The sequence below is a fragment of the Halomonas sp. MCCC 1A13316 genome, from assembly GCF_014931605.1.
In the GTDB taxonomy this organism is placed as follows: Bacteria; Pseudomonadota; Gammaproteobacteria; order Pseudomonadales; family Halomonadaceae; genus Halomonas.
Window position 1 is genome coordinate 859,270 of sequence record NZ_CP053382.1, and the last position, 16,912, is coordinate 876,181.

The window sequence follows — 16,912 nt, forward strand, 5'->3', positions numbered from 1 at the left end:
CCTCCCTGGCTGGCCGTTCGTCTTCTTCGTCAGAAAGTTTCCCACTCCTCCTCGGCAGTGTGCGCCTTGCGCGGCTTGGGATCCGTGGCAGGGCGCGGAAGCGCGGTGGGCCGAGCCGCAGGAACGACCCGTTGCTGTGCCTTCGGCTGTACGGACCTTTCCTCTCCAAGGACGAAGGTTCCGATCAGGTCGCCGAGGTGCTGTGCATGGCGGCGCATTTCGGCTGCGGCGGTAGAAGTCTGCTGCACCATGGCGGCGTTCTGCTGGGTCATGGTGTCCATCTCGGCCACGGCGGTATTGATCTGGCCGATGCCGGCGTTCTGTTCCCTTGCTCCGGCACTGATTTCGGCGATCACGTCGCTGACCCGCGCCACGCTGGAGACAATCTCCTGCATGGTGGCACCGGCACGCTGGACGATCTCGCTGCCGTCGCGGGCGTGGGCCACGGAGGTGTTGATCAGGGCACGGATCTCCTTGGCCGCTTCGCCGGAACGGCTGGCCAGGGTGCGCACTTCCTGGGCGACCACGGCGAAGCCGCGCCCGTGCTCGCCGGCGCGTGCCGCTTCCACCGAGGCGTTGAGAGCCAGGATATTGGTCTGGAAGGCGATGCCGTCGATCAGGCTGACGATCTCTGCGATGCGGCTGGATGAGGCGTCGATATCGGCCATGGTGCGCTCGACCCGCTGCATGGCGCTCTCCCCGTCGCGGGCGACCTGGGAGGTTGCCACCACCAACTGGTTGGCCTGTTCGGCCGATTCGGTGCTGTGGTTCACCGTGGCGGTGATCTCCTCCATCGAGGCTGAGGTCTCCTGCAGGTTGGCGGCAGCCTGCTCGGTGCGGGTGGCGAGCTCGTCGCTTCCCTGGGCAATTTCCTCGGCGGCCTGGTTTACGCTCGCGGTGCTACGGCGCACGTCACGCAGGGTATCCTGCATGCGCGAGACGAAGGCATTAAACTGGCTTGCCAGTTCACCGATCTCATCGCGGCTCTCCACCTTCAGCCGGCGGGTCAGGTCGCCTTGCCCCTTGGCGATGTCGCGCATGGCCTCGGCGGTGCGACGTATCGGTGCCACGGTACGGCGTACCAGCCAGATCGATACGATCGCTACGCCGACGAATAGTCCCAGCCCCAGCAACGATGAGAACAGGATGGCGCGACGTAGAGAGGCGGCTGACTGGGCCTTGGCGCTGGCCATCGCAGCGTCGATCTCGGTAGCGTAGACGCCGGCGCCGATCATCAAGCCCAGTTCGGGCACATTGGCTGCGTAAGAGTACTTGGGTTCGACGGTGCCCGTGCTCGGATGCTCCCACGGATACTCATAGAAATCGCCTCCCCGCTGCGCTGCGGCGATCAGGTCGCGGAGGATGTAGGAACCATCCGGGGCCTGTAGGTCCCACATGTTCGTGCCTTCGCGCTCGGGCATCGGTGCGGTGACCACGTTTAGGCCGTCGTACTGGTAGGCGAAGATGTAGTTGCTACCTTCGAACTTGATGGAGCGCAGTATCTCGGCAGCTCGCTCGCGCCGCTCGGCATCGCTGAGGCCCGGAGCTTGCAGCACCGGTTCGATGGCGGTGTGGGCGCTCTCTACCACATCGCGAACGCCGGCCTTTCGGGTGTCGATGAGCAGTTGGCGCTGCCGGTCGAGGGCGTCGAGATTGTCCTGTATCCGGCTGTAGGCATCCAGGACGACCAGGCCGACGGTGGTGATCAACAGTGGGACCAGGACCAGGAGCAGGAGGCGAGCCTGAAGGCTCAGTGCAAATGAGGCCTTGGGAGCTGATGCTTGCATTGCGAAACCTCGGAGATGGAAGTGTACTGATACGATCGTAAGCACTTACTTACATCGGCCGATTTCAGCGATTCTTTAGGTCTTCCTCACTCTCCGCGGCTACGACATTAGTCCGACAGTGGCCTCATAGGAGTGGTTTCAGGGAGTATCGCGCAGGCGAGTCAGGCCCTCCTGAGCGGTAGAGGCGACCAGCCGGCCGCTGCGGTCGAAGATGCTGCCGCGGGCGAAGCCACGAGCGCCGCCGGCCCAGGGGCTGTCCATCTCGTAGAGCAGCCAGTCATTGACCTTGACGTCATGATGGAACCATAGCGCGTGATCGAGACTGGCGATCTGCAGCTTGGGATCGCGGAAGGTAATGCCATGTGGCACCAGGGCCGTGGTCAGCAGATTGAAGTCGGAACTGTAGGCCAGCAGGTAGCGATGCAGCGCCGGATCGTCGGGCAGCTCGCCGGTGAGGCGGAACCAGAGCCGCTTGCGTGAAGGTTGGCCCGGCTCGGCTTCGTCACCTAGGTGCAGGAATTCGATGGGATGACCGGGAAAGCGCTCCAGGCGGGCGTTCGGATCCTGGTCCAGCGCTTCGGGAAGGGTAACCTCGGGCATGGCTATCTGGTGCGTCATGCCCTCTTCGCGGCCATGGAAGGAGGCGCTGCAGAAGAAGATGGGACGCCCCTTCTGGATGGCGGTGACGCGCCGAGTAGTGAAGCTTCCGCCATCGCGCACGGCGTCGACCTGATAGACTACCGGGCGATGCGGGTCCCCGGGGCGCAGGAAATAACCGTGCAGCGAATGTGCCTGGCGGCTGGCATCCACCGTGTGAGAGGCGGCCGAGAGGGCCTGGCCAAGCACCTGGCCACCGAACAGCTGCGGCAGGCCAAGATCCTGACTACGGCCGCGGAACAGGTTCTCTTCGATCTCTTCCAGACCGAGCAGGTCGACGAGCGCATTCAGGGCAACGGTCATGGGGCTTCCTCTGGCGTATCATACGGTTGTTTCAGGCAACAGCATAACGGAGTCCGCGCCGATGCGCAGTGACGAATTCTACATGCACCGGGCGCTGGACCAGGCCCGCGAAGGGCTGGCTGCCGGTGAGGTGCCGGTGGGGGCGGTGGTGGTGGATGCCGCCGGTGAAATCGTCGGCGCCGGCTACAATTCGCCTATTTCGGGCCACGACCCCAGCGCCCACGCCGAGATTCGCGCACTGCGTGCCGCCGCGGTGCACCTGGGCAATTATCGCCTCGATGGCTGCACCCTCTACGTCACCCTGGAACCCTGCCTGATGTGTACCGGAGCGATCATCCATGCTCGTATCGCCCGGCTGGTCTATGGCGCCGCCGAACCGCGTGCCGGCATGGTGGAATCGAAGGCCAACCTGTTCGCCCAGCCTTGGTACAACCATCGGGTCATGGTGGAGGGGGGTGTGCTCGCCGCGCGTGCAGCAAAAATGCTCAAGGCCTTCTTCGAAACCAGGCGTGAGAGCGGGGCAGCCTCGTCAGACTTTTTCGAAGGTGGTTAACGGTGGGGTCATCCTGACTTGATTGCGCCCCTCGGCCTTGGCGCGGTAGAGCGCATCGTCGGCAGCCTGCATGCGAACGGCGACGTCAAGCGGGCCGTCGACCAAGGTGACGACGGGTACGCGTGGCGATCAGTGTGGCAAGCAGAATCGGGCTGAGGGTCGTCAGCAGTGCCGGACGCCAGGCTTCCAGCGTCAGCCCGTCGGCCAGGCCGCGACTCATGGCGTTCCAGTGCGGCAGTGGAATCCAGTACTCCGGCAGCACATAGCTGGCCAGCGTCAAGGCCAGCGGCAACAGGGTGAGCCCTACCAGTATCTTGGCCGGCGCATGCCAGCCCCGCAACAGCAGCAACTGGGCCAGGACGAGCATGCCCGTCAGCCCGAGCGCAGCGAATTCATGCACCGGGCCGTCTTCACCCACGAATACGACACCAATGGCGAGCGAAATGCTGGCCAGGCAGGTGAAGAAGGTGGCATGGCGGCACATGATCACGCTCTTCTAGAGAAGGGGAGAGACGATGTCGAACAGCGGTGCGCCATCATCCTCTCCGTTCTGCAGGTTGTTCAATTGAAGGTACTGCTGTTGGCTGCGGTCGACGTAAGTCAGGATCTCATGGTAGCGCCGGATGTTGCGCACATAGATGACCGGCTCGCCGCCACGGGCGTAGCCATGGCGAGTCTTGCTGTGCCATTCATGTTGCTGCAGCAGCGGCAACGCCTCGCGTACGTCCTTCCAGCTATCGGGATTGCCGCCGCGCTCCTCGGCGATCTTGCGCGCATCGTACAGATGACCGAGCCCCACGTTGTAGGCGGCCATGGCCATGTAGAGCCGGTCTTCGCCCTGGATCGATTCTGGTAGACGCTCCTTGATCTGGCGCAGGTAGCGCGCGCCGCCATCCACGCTCTGGGCCGGATCGAGGCGGTCGCTCACGCCCATCTCGCCAGCGGTGGGCTGCGTCAGCATCATCAGCCCGCGTACGCCGGTGGGTGAGGTGGCTTCGGGGTTCCAGTGCGACTCCTGATAGCCCACTGCCGCCAGCAGCTTCCAGTCGAAACCGGTGTTGCGCGCCGCCTCGCGGAACAGCTCGGCGTAGTCCGGCAGGCGCTCGTTGAGGTGGGCGATGAAGGTACGCGCGCCAACGTACTCGAGATAGTCGTCATGACCGAAGTGGTTGGCGATCAGTTCGTCGAGCAGCCCTTTCTGTTGCAGGTCGGTGAGGAAACGGTTGGCCTCCTGCTGCAGCCCCAAACCGCCCTTGGCCGGAAAGGCCCAGGCCATCGAGAGCGGCTTGCCCAACGGAAAGCCGCGCTCCACGCCGGAAAAGAAGATCCGGTTGATGCGAAACTGATGCTCGAAGACCACGGCTGCATCGAGGTTGCCGCTCTCCACCCGGCTGAGCAGCTCGGCGACTTCCAGGTCAGAGGATTCTCGCCAGCCAAGCTCCGGATGCTCGGTTTGCAGTTCGCGCAGTACAAGATCGGTACCCGAGCCGCGGATGGTGCCGATGGTGAGGCCGGCGAGATCCTCGGTGGAATCGACCGGCGGCAGGCCGCGGCGGTAGACCAGCAGCGGTTGCAGGTCGAGGATCGGGCGACTATAGATAAGGTCTTGCTGGGTCAGGTCAAGCGGCAGGGCGGCCGCGGCCAGATCGCCTTCCTGGCGCACCGCATCCAGCGCGCTCTGGATATGGTGGCGCGAGTCCAGGGTCAGGCTGACGCCGAGGAAGTCGGCGAAACGGAGCATCAGCTCGTATTCGAATCCCGTCGGGCCGTGACGCCCCTCGTAGTAGGTGGTCGGCGTATTGCGCGTGTGAATGCTGATGAAATCGCGGTGACGAACGGCTTCCAGCAAACCACTGGGGGGCTTGAAATGGCGGTAGGGCGCCAGGCACAGGATGACTCCTAGCAGCAACAAGGCGGCCAGGCGCAGGCGGCTTAGCGGGACAGGACTATCAAACTGGGGCATTCAGACGACGATCGGCGAAGAGAGCTTCACGATAACGGTCCGAGGCACGACTGTCATCTGCTGCATTTCGTCTACCCCTCGCTTTCCAGTATCATGTCGCCTTTCTGCGCCGCCGTGCGGCCCCTTCCTCCGCTTGCTTCAGAGGCTTCAAGACATGCTCGAACTTCGAGGCGCGCCTGCCCTTTCCGCTTTCCGTCATGACAAGCTGCTGGCTGCCCTGCGCGCACGGGTTCCCGAGGTCGAGTCCCTGCGCGCCGCCTACGTGCATTTCGTGGATCACTCCGGTGAATTTTCCGACGAGGAGCGTAACCTCCTCGGCCAGTTGCTCGATTATGGCATCAGAAGCGGGAGCGATGAGCCCCAGAGCGCGCTCGATAGCGAAGGCCAACTGTTCCTCGTGGTGCCGCGCATCGGTACTCAGTCGCCATGGTCGTCCAAGGCCACCGACATCGCCCACAACTGCGGCCTGGAGCGAGTGCGTCGGATCGAGCGCGGGATCGCCTACCGCGTGGCACTCAAAGCGCCGATGTCCGAGGCGGCCTTCATGGCGATTCACGAGACCCTCCATGACCGCATGACCGAGAGCGTGCTGACCGACGCCTCAGATGCCGCTCGATTGTTCGCTCATCATGAGCCGGCGCCGCTGGGGCAGGTGGATATCCTCGAGGGGGGCCGTGCGGCGCTCGAGGAAGCCAACCTCAACCTGGGCCTGGCGCTGGCCGAGGATGAGATCGACTACCTGGTCGATGCCTTCCGCGACCTGGAGCGCAACCCCTCGGACGTCGAACTGATGATGTTCGCCCAGGCCAACTCCGAGCATTGCCGACACAAGATCTTCAACGCCGACTGGGTGATCGACGGCGAGGCGCAGAGCCATTCGCTGTTCAAGATGATCAAGAATACCTACCAGGCCGCACCCGAGAACATTCTCTCCGCCTATAGCGATAACGCCGCGGTGATCGAAGGGACTACGGCGCCGCGTTTCTTCGCCGCGCCGCTGACCGGCAAGGCCGCCGAGCGCGCCGTGTACGCTGCGCAGCGCGAGCCGATCCACATCCTGATGAAGGTGGAGACTCACAACCACCCCACGGCGATTGCGCCCTATCCGGGAGCAGCCACCGGCGCTGGTGGCGAGATCCGCGACGAAGGTGCCACCGGCATCGGCGGTAAGCCCAAGGCCGGCCTCACCGGCTTCACCGTCTCCAACCTGCGCATCCCCGAGTTCGTTCAACCCTGGGAGGCGTTCGACTACGGCAAGCCCGAGCGCATGCAGTCGGCGCTTGCAATCATGCTTGAGGGGCCCATCGGCGGGGCGTCGTTCAACAACGAATTCGGGCGCCCCAACCTTGCCGGCTATTTCCGTACCTATGAGCAGGACACCATGGGGGCTGGTGGCATCGAGCGGCGCGGCTACCACAAGCCGATCATGATCGCCGGCGGCTACGGCAACATTCGTGAAGGCCATGTGCAGAAGGGCGTGATCCCCGTCGGCGGTAAGCTGATCGTGATGGGCGGGCCGGCCATGTTGATCGGCCTGGGTGGCGGGGCGGCCTCGTCGATGGCCTCCGGCGCCTCCAGCGCCGACCTCGATTTCGCCTCGGTGCAGCGCGAGAACCCCGAAATGGAACGCCGAGCCCAGGAAGTGATCGACCGCTGCTGGGCGCTGGGCGAGGCCAATCCCATCCGCTTCTTCCATGACGTCGGTGCCGGCGGGCTCTCCAACGCCCTGCCCGAGCTGGTCAAGGACGGTGAGCGCGGCGGACGCTTCGAGCTGCGCGAGGTACCCAACGCCGAGCCCGGCATGAGCCCGCTGGAGATCTGGTGCAACGAGGCCCAGGAACGCTATGTGCTGGCCGTGGCGCCGCAGGACCTCGACACCTTCGATGCGCTGTGCGCCCGCGAGCGCTGCCCCTACGCCGTGGTCGGCGAGGCCACCGAGGCGCATCACTTGGAGGTGCACGACGGTCACTTCGCGACGAAACCGGTCGACCTGCCGATGAGCGTCCTGTTCGGCAAGCCGCCGAAGATGCAGCGTGAATTTCAGCGCGAGGCGCTGGAACTGCCCGGCGTAATGCTCGACAACCTCGACCTGCGCGAGGCGATGGAGCGTGTGCTGCGCCTGCCCACGGTGGCTTCCAAGAGTTTCCTGATCACCATTGGCGACCGCTCGATTACCGGAATGGTGGCCCGCGACCAGATGGTCGGCCCGTGGCAGGTGCCGGTGGCCGACGTCGCCGTCACCACCGCGAGCTTCGATACCCACGCCGGCGAGGCCATGGCCATGGGCGAGCGCCCGCCGGTGGCATTGATCGACCCGGCGGCGAGCGCCCGGCTGGCGGTGGCAGAGACCATCACCAACCTAGCGGCGGCACCCATCGAGAATCTCGGCGACATCAAGCTCTCCGCCAACTGGATGAGTGCCGCCGATCACGTCGGCGAGAACCAGGCGCTGTTCGACGCGGTCCACGCGGTGGGCATGGAACTCTGCCCGCAGCTCGGCATTGCCATCCCGGTGGGCAAGGACTCCATGTCCATGCGCACCGCCTGGCGGAGCGACGACGAGGCCGAGGAGAAGAGCGTCACCGCGCCGCTCACGTTGGCGGTCACTGGCTTCGCGCCGGCCACCGATGCGCTGAAGACCCTGACGCCGCAGATCAACCTCGACCAGGACGAGAGCGACCTGATCCTGGTTGACCTGGGTGGCGGCCGGAACCGCCTGGGCGGCTCGGCACTGGCGCAGGTCTACGGCCAGGTCGGCAACGAGTGCCCGGACCTCGATGACCCGGAGGATCTCAAGGCGTTCTTCGCCGTAATCCAGGGGCTCAACCGCGACGACAAACTGCTGGCCTACCACGATCGCAGCGACGGTGGCCTGCTGGTGACTCTGCTGGAGATGGCCTTCGCCGCTCGCGCCGGCCTCGAGATCAAGCTCGACTGGCTGATCGACGAGCCGACCCAGGCGGTCGATGCGCTGTTCGCCGAGGAGCTCGGCGCGGTGATTCAGGTCAACCGCCGGCATACCGAAGAGGTGCTGGCCCAGTTCGCCGCGGCCGGCATCGAGACCTGTGGCGTCATCGCTCGGCCACGCTACGACGACCAGGTGCGCGTGACCCTGTTCGAGGAACCGCTGCTGGAGACCACCCGGCTGCTGACTCAGCGCACCTGGGCCGAGACCAGCTACCGCATGCAGGCGCTGCGCGACAATCCCGACTGCGCCAAGAGCGAGTTCGACGGACTGCTCGACGGCCGCGATCCGGGCCTCTCGGCCACTGCCACCTTCGATGTCGACGAGGACATCGCCGCGCCGTTCGTCAACACGTCGCGTCCGGCGGTGGCCATCCTGCGCGAGCAGGGCGTCAACGGTCATGTGGAAATGGCCTGGGCCTTCGACCGTGCCGGCTTCGAGGCGGTGGATGTGCACATGAGCGACATTCTCGAAGGGCGAATTACCCTTGAGGAGTTCAAGGGTTTGGTCGCCTGCGGCGGCTTCTCCTACGGCGACGTGCTCGGCGCCGGCGGCGGCTGGGCCAAGTCGGTGCTGTTCAACCCGCGTGCCCGGGAGCAGTTCGCAGCCTTTTTCGAGCGCGACGACAGCTTCGGTCTCGGGGTGTGCAACGGTTGCCAGATGTTCGCCCAGCTCAAGGAACTGATCCCCGGTGCCGAGAACTGGCCGCGCTTCGTGCGCAACGAGTCCGAGCAGTTCGAGGCCCGGGTGGCCATGGTACAGGTGGAGCAGAATCCTTCGATCCTGCTGGCCGGCATGGAGGGGTCGCGGCTACCGATCGCCGTGGCACACGGCGAGGGGCGTGCCGAGTTCCGCGACAGCGCCCACCTGCGCAGCATGCAGGGCAGCGCACAGGTCGCATTGCGCTACGTCGACAACTACGGCCAGGTGACCACTCACTATCCGGCCAACCCCAACGGCTCGCCTTCCGGCATCACCGGCCTGACCACACCGGATGGGCGTGTCACCATCATGATGCCTCACCCGGAGCGGGTGGTGCGGGCCGTGAGCAACTCCTGGCGTCCTGCGGAGTGGGGTCGGGACGGTGCCTGGATGCGGCTGTTCCGCAACGCGCGCGTGTGGCTTGGCTGATTCTCGATCGGCATGAAAGAAACGAAATAAAAGAGGCGGCCTGCGGGCCGCCTCTTCGTTTACAGCTGTCCTGGCTCATCCCTGCCGTTTTATGGCTGGCTGCGCTGCCCGACTAAGGCATCGCTTCAGGCGCGCTGTTCCATTTGCGTCGATTCACTGCGAGAAGCGAGGAAACCCTCCAGCACGGTATGCTCCGCCCGCTTCTGCTTGATCACCGCCGTCAGGGCGGGATATAGCGCCGGTACGGTGCTGGCTTCGCGCAGATGCTCATGGAAGTGCAGCGAGTATCCGGCGTCGGTCACCGCCTGGGTCAAGACATCATATGCCACTGCCTGAGTGCTGACGAAGAAGGGAGGTGCCAAGGTAGCACTTGGCTGTGCCTGAATGCCGGAAGGCTCCGGAAGGCCCAACTGACGCGAGAGGCGGCGTAACTCCTCGACGCGCATTTCGCATTGGATTCCAAGTGAGGCCATCAGGCGGCTCACGGCGGTATCGAAAGGCAGGAAGCTGAAAGCGAGTCGTCTATAGCGCATGACCTCGTTGCGCTCGTGCGCTTCGGCGAGTGTCAGCAGCTCTTCCAGCACCAGGGCCAGCCTGGTGATCCTTGTTTGTTTTTCTGGCATGGCGGTGTCCTCTTTACGAAGGCCGAGCATCAGCCGCTTCCCCGCATGTTGGCGGCCACAATGATGCTCAGAGAATGCCTTCGGTTTGCATGACCTTCATCAAGTTTCGCGACGTTTAGGTCCGATGAACCAGTGATTCCATCCACGGGTATGACGAAAGCCACGCTACTCCCCATTGCCCTTTGGTGGCTTCGCCCGACACAGCACTGAACTCTCACTATAGACGAACTGCGGAAAAATCCATCGAAGCAAAATGAAACGAAGGTTTGACAACTGTAGCCGTCGCGCCAGACTGCCTTGACGAATGACATGAGGCAGCCATGCATGACACAGCAAGTTTTTCATGAACGGGTGACACTTACGTTTCAGGATCATGTGGCCGAGGTCGCCCTGGCGAGACCTCGCGAGCACAACGGCCTCGACTGGGCGATGATCGATGCCCTGCTGGCAGCGCAGCAGTGCTTGCGTGAACTCGACGGTTTGCGCGCCGTGGTACTCAAGGGGGAGGGGGAGAGCTTCTGCGCCGGCCTCGACATGGCAGCGATCATGTCCCGCCCCGAGCGGCTGCCCTCGTTGCTGGCTGCCGACGAACAGGGCATCAATCCGGTGCAGCGTCTGGCGCTGGGCTGGCGCGATGCCGGCGTGCCGGTGATCGCCGCCCTGCACGGGCATGTCTATGGGGGTGGCCTGCAGATCGCATTGGGCGCCGATATTCGCGTGGTGCACCGCGAGGCTCGGCTGGCACTGCTGGAGATCGTCTGGGGCATCATTCCCGATATGGCCATCAGCGTGACCGGAGAGAATATTCGCCGCGACGTGCTGCGCGAGCTGGCCTGGACGGGACGCAAGGTGGACGGGCAGGAAGCCGTAACGTTGGGCCTGGCTACTCGCCTGGCCGACGACCCGCAGGGTACCGCTCGCGATATCGCCACGGCGGTTGCAGCACGCTCGCCCAAGGCCGTGGCCGCAGCCCGCGAGCTGTTTGCCCGCGCCCTTGGCATGTCGGAGCGCGAGCGCTTGGCGCAGGAGGCGAGCCTGCAGCGGGGTTTGCTCGGCGGCGAGGAGCAACTGGAAGCCGTGGCGGCCAGAATGGCCGGGCGCAAGCCGTGCTTTGCCGACCCATGTCGACCTGACGAAGAATCCGATCACGGTTAACATGACGGGCCTCGATCGTCCGACTGGCCTTTTATGAATTCCTCCGGCGTAGCTGCCATGTCCACCTCTCGCTGCCCTTCGCTGCGTTCTTACCAGCAGGAGGCCGTGCGTCGCGTGGTGACACATTTCCGCGCCAGTGACGAGCCGGCGGTGGTGGTGTTGCCCACCGGTAGCGGCAAGTCGCTGGTGATTGCCGAGCTGGCGCGCCTCGCACGCGGACGGGTGCTGGTGCTCGCTCATGTGCGCGAACTGGTGGAACAGAACCACGCCAAGTACCTGGCCTATGGCCTCGAGGCGGATATCTACAGTGCCGGGCTGGGGCGCAAGGAGAGTGCGCGCCAGGTGGTGTTCGGCTCGGTACAGTCGGTGGTGCGCAACCTGGAGCGCTTCGACGACAGTAATTTCACCCTGCTGGTAATCGACGAGTGTCATCGGGTCTCGCCGGACAAGGACGCCGGTTACCGCCGCGTGATCGAGCGCCTGCGCCAGGCCAACCCGCGGCTCAAGGTGCTGGGGCTGACCGCCACGCCTTATCGCCTGGGGCAGGGGTTCATCTACTACCGGCATCATCACGGCATGGTACGCGGCGACGACGACTGCTTCTTTCGCGACTGCGTCTTCGAGCAGCCGCTGCGATTAATGGTCAAGCAGGGCTACCTGGCCGAGCCACGGCGCGTGGATGCTGCCGTCGAGCGCTACGACTTCGCCTCGCTTCGCCCGGCCGCCAGTGGGCTTTACCGCGAAGAGGAACTCAACCGGGTGGTGGCGGGCAGCCGCGCTACGCCGGGCATCGTCGCCGAGATCATCGAGCGCGCCCGCCAGCGCCAGGGCGTGATGCTCTTCGCCGCCACGGTGGCTCACGCCGAGGAGATCCTCGGCTACCTGCCCCCCGATGAGGCGGCACTGATCACCGGCGAGACGCCATCACGCGAGCGCGAACGCCTCATAGCCGCTTTCAAGGGGCAGGAGCTCAGGTACCTGGTCAACGTGGCGGTGCTCACCACCGGCTTCGATGCGCCCCACGTCGACCTGATCGCGATCCTGCGGCCCACCGAGTCGGTGAGTCTCTACCAACAGATCGTGGGGCGTGGCCTGCGACTCGCACCGGGCAAGACCGACTGCCTGATCCTCGATTACGCCGGCAATCCTTGGGACCTCTACGCACCGGAGGTGGGCAGCCCCAGGCCGGCCTCGGACACCGAGCCGGTGCAGGTCGAATGCCCCGCTTGCGGCCACGCCAACCTGTTCTGGGGGCGGCGCGACGGCGACATCGTCATCGAGCACTTCGGCAGGCGCTGCCAAGGGCTCATCAACGATCCTGGCCCTTCCAGCGGGGAGGGCAGTGGCCAACGGGGCGCGGCTTCGGGCGCCTGTAAACAGTATCAGTGTGAATTTCGCTATCGCTTCAAGGTTTGCGGCGAGTGCGGCGCCGAAAACGACATCGCCGCGCGGCGCTGCCACGGCTGCGAGACCCTGCTGGTCGACGCCGACGACAAGCTCAAGGAAGCGCTGCGCCTCAGCAATGCCAAAGTGCTGCGAGTGGCCGGAATGCAACTCGAGGCCACCGACAACGGGCGTGGCCTGCCGCGCCTCAAGGTCACCTACCACGACGAGGATGGGGAGACGCTGGCCGAGTGGTTCGCCTTGGAGACCGCGGCCCAGCGTGCCGCTTTCGCTGCTGTCTTCTTGCGCGATCACCTACGCGCGCCGGGAGCACGCTGGCGGCCGTTGAGCGCGGAGGAAGTCGTCGTCGAGCGTCGGCGTCTGCGCCACCCCGACTTCGTGGTGGGGCGCAAGGTGGGCCGACATTGGCAGGTGCGAGAGAAGCTGTTCGACTACACCGGGCGCTATCGACGTGCTGTTGCCGCCGATTGAGGTGCTGGGAATAACTCGCTACTGTGCAAGACAACGGGGGTGCGAGGGCGAGCCATGTGTTTCTCTGCCGAGTCCAGCTTTGCGGCTAGCGGACTGCTTGTCGCGGCCGGAGCCTATTGCTTGTACCGATGCCGGGGTAGGGAGCCACGTTACCGCCCCATAGCTGCCATGCCGCTGCTATTCGCTGCGCAACAAGCCACCGAGGGCTGGCTTTGGCTGGCTTTGGGCCAGGGAGATTCATCCCGGGTCCACTCCCTATCGCTGGTCTACCTTTTCTTCGCGTTTGGCATCTGGCCCTTCTACTCTCCTTGGATCGCCTACCGGCTTGAGACGGGCAGTGCACGCCGGCGCAGCCTCCTGCTTTCCTTCTTGGTCATTGGCGGCGGAGTAGGAGTGATGGTCTACCTGCCGCTACTGCTTGGTATCACCGGTTTTACCACCACGGTGGTCAATAGCTCCATTGCTTACGAGACTGCCAGGCCAGTGCTGCAGAAGCAGCTTTATACCCTGGCTTATGTGATCGTGACGCTCATTCCCTTCATGATTGCCTCGGATCGGCGCCTGATGGTCTTCAGCCTTATGCTTCTGGTTGCTATGGTGGCGACGATGATGTTCTACGCTTATGCCTTCTTCTCGGTGTGGTGCTTCTTCGCTGCACTACTGTCGTTGTTCGCTCTCTATCTGGTCCGTGGCGCCCCGGTCAGGTCCTGAGCTGCCATGTTCCACCATGATGGTTTCGGTTAGACTGTCCGTTTGTTTGTGACCCATCCCGAGAGGTCCGCGCTGCGTGAGCGAGACGCCCCACACGGCTGTTCCCGATCAGCCGGCCACGAGCGACGCCGAGACCCAGTCGGCGGTGCTGGCGCGGCTATTCGACGAGCCGATCACTCAGCTGCCCGAGGATCTGTATATCCCGCCGGAGGCGCTGCGGATTTTTCTCGAGGCGTTCGAGGGGCCGCTCGACCTGCTGCTCTACCTGATTCGCCGGCAAAACCTGGATATTCTGGCCATCGACGTGGCCGCCATCACTCGGCAGTACATCGAGTACGTGGAGTTGATGAAGGCGATGGAGATCGAGCTGGCCGGCGAGTACCTGCTGATGGCGGCGATGCTGGCCGAGATCAAGTCACGGACCCTGCTGCCGCGCCCGCCAAGGGAGGGGGGCGACGACGAGGAAGACGACCCACGTGCCGAGCTGATACGCCGCCTGCAGGAGTACGAGCAGCTCAAGAGCGCGGCCGAGGCGTTGGCCGGGCTGCCGCGGGTGGGGCGCGATTGGTTTCCGGCACGGGCGGCACTGCCGCCGCTGCAGGCACGGGTGATTCACCCCGACGTGGAGCTCGACGAACTGCTCGGCGCCTTGGCCGGGATCCTGCGCCGGGCCGAACTCAACCAGGCCCACCAGGTGGGACGCGAAGTGCTCTCGACTCGCGAGCGCATGCTGGCGATCATGGAGCGTCTCAACCACGAGCACTACACGCCGTTCGAGGCGCTGTTCACCCTCGAGGAGGGGCGTGCCGGCGTCATCGTCACCTTCATGGCCATTCTCGAACTGGCCAAGGAGGCGATGATCGAGATCGTGCAGAATGCACCGCTATCGCCGATCCATGTGCGCGCCCGTGCACCACGAGAGGAGTCGGGGGAGGAAGCCTTCGATGACGAGGGCGTTGACGTCGAGAGCCCCTTTGCCGAATCGCCCGTGGCCAGAGGGGAGAAGAGCATGTCCGAAGGGGGTGATAACGCATGACCGCCATGGAGCTGCCCGACAGCCTCGACGAGATCCTCGAGGCGGCACTGCTGGCGGCAGCCGAGCCGCTGTCGCTCGAACGCCTCGAAGGGCTGTTCGACGACCATGAGCGGCCGCAGCGGCGCAGCTTGCGCGAGGCGCTGGAACGAGTGGCAGGGCGTCACGAACGCGGCGCCATGGAGCTGATCGAGACCGCCTCGGGCTATCAATTGCGTATTCGCCCGCGACTTTCGCCCTGGGTCTCGCGTTTGTGGGACGAACGCCCGCAGCGCTACTCGCGAGCGCTGTTGGAGACCCTGGCGCTGATTGCCTATCGTCAGCCGGTGACCCGCGGCGACATCGAGGAAGTGCGCGGGGTGGCGGTGAGCAGCTCGATCATGCGGACCCTGGCCGAACGTGGCTGGATTCGCGTGGTCGGACACCGTGACGTGCCGGGTCGTCCGGCGGTTTATGCCACCACCCGTCAGTTCCTCGATGACTTCGGGCTCAAGACCCTGGATGAGCTGCCGCCCATGCACGAACTCAAGGGTATGGCGGAGCCGGTGTTCGAGGACGAGGCCCCGCCGCCGCCCAGCACATTGCTGGCTCAGGCCGACGAAGATGCCGTAGGCGGGGAAATGACCGGCGACGAGGATGAGGCCAGCTATGGCGCCGGCATCGAAGATCAGAATGCCGACGAGCGTGCCGAAACGTACGCTACGCTTGACGAACCGACGGCCGGGACGGCCGACGTACCACACGCCGGGAAGGCGTCCGACAGGCCAGGATTGAGCTTCGCCGATCTCGAGGCTCGCCTGGCCGAACGTGCCCGCACCAGCGTCGACGATGACGGCGGAGCGGGGGCGGAATCCACCGTAGACGAGAAGTCAGAAGACACATGACGAGCAACACGGAAAAACTGCAGAAGGTCCTGGCCCGGGCCGGGTTGGGTTCGCGCCGCGAGATGGAAGCGGCCATCGAAGCCGGCCGCGTCAAGGTCAACGGCAAGGTCGCCACGCTCGGCGATCGCATCGAGATGCGCGACCGGGTCGCCTTCGACGACCGCCCGGTGACCCTGCGCGGCGCCGAGGAGACGCCGCGCCGGGTGATCATGTACAACAAGCCGGAAGGCGAGCTGTGTACGCGCAAGGATCCCGAGGGGAGGCGCACCGTGTTCGAGCGTCTGCCGCGCCTCAAGGGCGAACGCTGGATCGCCATCGGCCGCCTGGACATCAACACCAGCGGCCTGCTGCTGTTCACCACTGATGGCGAGCTGGCCAACCGCTTGATGCATCCCTCCACCCAGATCGAGCGCGAATATGCCGTGCGAGTGATGGGCGAAGTGCGCAAGGAACATATCGTGGCCATGGTCGAGGGGGTGATGCTCGAGGATGGTCCGGCGCGCTTCACCGACGTGCAGGAGTTCGGCGGCGAAGGGATCAACACCTGGTTCCATGTGGTGATCATGGAAGGGCGCAACCGCGAGGTGCGCCGGCTGTGGGAATCTCAGGGGCTCACGGTGAGCCGCTTGAAGCGGGTGCGCTACGGCAACATCTTCCTCGACAAGCGCGCCAAAGCGGGTGAGTGGGTGGAAATGTCCCAGGACGAGATCGACGACCTGGCCCAGTCTGCCGGGCTGACGCCGCGCAAGGTGCCCGAGCTTACGCCGGACGAGAAGAACCGCTGGAGCCGCGACAAGAACAAGCGGCGCCCGGTACAGGCGATGCGTAAGCCCAAGAATATCAAGGGCCGCTAGATGAGCGATGGACGAATAGCTGGGCGAGCATGCTCGCCTAAAGTCAAAAAAGTCCTTGCCAGGCGGGGGTGTGATCAGTAATATCTGCCCCCGTTCGGAAGGGTCGTTAGCTCAGTTGGTAGAGCAGTTGGCTTTTAACCAATTGGTCGTAGGTTCGAATCCTACACGACCCACCATTCCGGGCCTGGAAGCTTGTATGCAAGTGCTGGGTCGTTAGCTCAGTTGGTAGAGCAGTTGGCTTTTAACCAATTGGTCGTAGGTTCGAATCCTACACGACCCACCAGATATCGCGCCCCCGCCTCTCACGAGGCGGGGGCGCTCTGCTGTTGGCGACCTTGAAACGGCGGCACGTGCCTCCATGTCGTTATGTAGTGGCAAGGCGGCCAAGCACTAGCCAGCAACACAGGGATGTGGTGTA

General features: G+C 64.5%; 13 protein-coding genes and 2 tRNA genes. 10 read left to right on the forward strand and 5 right to left on the reverse strand.

Going from position 1 to position 16,912, the window contains the following annotated elements:
* Window positions 1-29: 29 nt before the first annotated feature.
* The gene (locus HNO52_RS04065; protein ID WP_197567944.1) at window positions 30-1,787 is read right to left on the reverse strand and encodes a methyl-accepting chemotaxis protein; all 1,758 of its coding nucleotides are present in this window, start codon (window positions 1,785-1,787) and stop codon (window positions 30-32) included.
* 138 nt (window positions 1,788-1,925) lie between these two features.
* Window positions 1,926-2,747 carry an acyl-CoA thioesterase gene (locus HNO52_RS04070; protein ID WP_197567945.1) on the reverse strand — a complete coding sequence of 274 codons (822 nt, stop codon included), beginning with the start codon at window positions 2,745-2,747 and terminating at the stop codon, window positions 1,926-1,928.
* Window positions 2,748-2,808: 61 nt separating this feature from the next.
* Between HNO52_RS04070 and tadA the strand changes: the two genes are divergently transcribed.
* Window positions 2,809-3,300: a tRNA adenosine(34) deaminase TadA gene (tadA, locus tag HNO52_RS04075; protein WP_197567946.1), complete on the forward strand. Its 492-nt coding sequence runs from the start codon at window positions 2,809-2,811 to the stop codon at window positions 3,298-3,300.
* Window positions 3,301-3,385: 85 nt separating this feature from the next.
* Here the strand turns inward: tadA and HNO52_RS04080 are convergent, their stop codons facing one another.
* Together HNO52_RS04080 and mltF are read right to left on the reverse strand one after the other, a co-directional pair.
* Complete coding sequence (locus HNO52_RS04080) at window positions 3,386-3,784, reverse strand: hypothetical protein (protein ID WP_197567947.1); 399 nt, start codon at window positions 3,782-3,784, stop codon at window positions 3,386-3,388.
* A gap of 12 nt (window positions 3,785-3,796) precedes the next feature.
* Window positions 3,797-5,263 carry a membrane-bound lytic murein transglycosylase MltF gene (mltF, locus tag HNO52_RS04085; RefSeq protein WP_197567948.1) on the reverse strand — a complete coding sequence of 489 codons (1,467 nt, stop codon included), beginning with the start codon at window positions 5,261-5,263 and terminating at the stop codon, window positions 3,797-3,799.
* Between the two features lie 154 nt (window positions 5,264-5,417).
* Here mltF and purL point away from each other — a divergent pair, with 154 nt between their 5' ends.
* Window positions 5,418-9,359, forward strand: a complete 3,942-nt coding sequence (gene purL, locus HNO52_RS04090) for a phosphoribosylformylglycinamidine synthase (protein WP_197567949.1) — start codon at window positions 5,418-5,420, stop codon at window positions 9,357-9,359.
* 125 nt (window positions 9,360-9,484) lie between these two features.
* Here purL and HNO52_RS04095 read toward each other — a convergent pair whose 3' ends face one another.
* Window positions 9,485-9,982 carry a hypothetical protein gene (locus HNO52_RS04095; RefSeq protein ID WP_197567950.1) on the reverse strand — a complete coding sequence of 166 codons (498 nt, stop codon included), beginning with the start codon at window positions 9,980-9,982 and terminating at the stop codon, window positions 9,485-9,487.
* Between the two features lie 324 nt (window positions 9,983-10,306).
* On the opposite strand from HNO52_RS04095, the gene HNO52_RS04100 reads away from it, so the two are divergent.
* The 8 genes from HNO52_RS04100 (at window position 10,307) to HNO52_RS04135 (ending at window position 16,777) form a co-directional block, all read left to right on the forward strand.
* Window positions 10,307-11,137 (forward strand): crotonase/enoyl-CoA hydratase family protein, encoded by an 831-nt coding sequence (locus tag HNO52_RS04100; protein WP_197567951.1) that lies wholly within the window; start codon window positions 10,307-10,309, stop codon window positions 11,135-11,137.
* A gap of 57 nt (window positions 11,138-11,194) precedes the next feature.
* Window positions 11,195-13,012 carry a DNA repair helicase RadD gene (gene radD / locus HNO52_RS04105; RefSeq protein WP_197567952.1) on the forward strand — a complete coding sequence of 606 codons (1,818 nt, stop codon included), beginning with the start codon at window positions 11,195-11,197 and terminating at the stop codon, window positions 13,010-13,012.
* Window positions 13,013-13,066: 54 nt separating this feature from the next.
* Window positions 13,067-13,723: a DUF6629 family protein gene (locus tag HNO52_RS04110; RefSeq protein WP_332107659.1), complete on the forward strand. Its 657-nt coding sequence runs from the start codon at window positions 13,067-13,069 to the stop codon at window positions 13,721-13,723.
* Window positions 13,724-13,799: 76 nt separating this feature from the next.
* Entirely contained in the window at window positions 13,800-14,759 is a 960-nt protein-coding gene (locus tag HNO52_RS04115) for a segregation and condensation protein A (RefSeq protein WP_197567954.1), read from the forward strand.
* Window positions 14,756-15,640, forward strand: coding sequence for an SMC-Scp complex subunit ScpB (gene scpB, locus HNO52_RS04120; protein ID WP_197567955.1), 885 nt, complete (start codon window positions 14,756-14,758; stop codon window positions 15,638-15,640). The genes HNO52_RS04115 and scpB overlap by 4 nt, the downstream gene beginning before the upstream one ends.
* Entirely contained in the window at window positions 15,637-16,494 is an 858-nt protein-coding gene (gene rluB, locus HNO52_RS04125; protein ID WP_197567956.1) for a 23S rRNA pseudouridine(2605) synthase RluB, read from the forward strand. Before scpB ends, rluB begins: the two co-directional genes overlap by 4 nt.
* Window positions 16,495-16,594: 100 nt before the next feature.
* Window positions 16,595-16,670, forward strand: a tRNA-Lys gene (locus tag HNO52_RS04130).
* Between the two features lie 31 nt (window positions 16,671-16,701).
* Window positions 16,702-16,777: transfer RNA gene (locus HNO52_RS04135), tRNA-Lys, on the forward strand.
* Window positions 16,778-16,912: the final 135 nt, after the last annotated feature.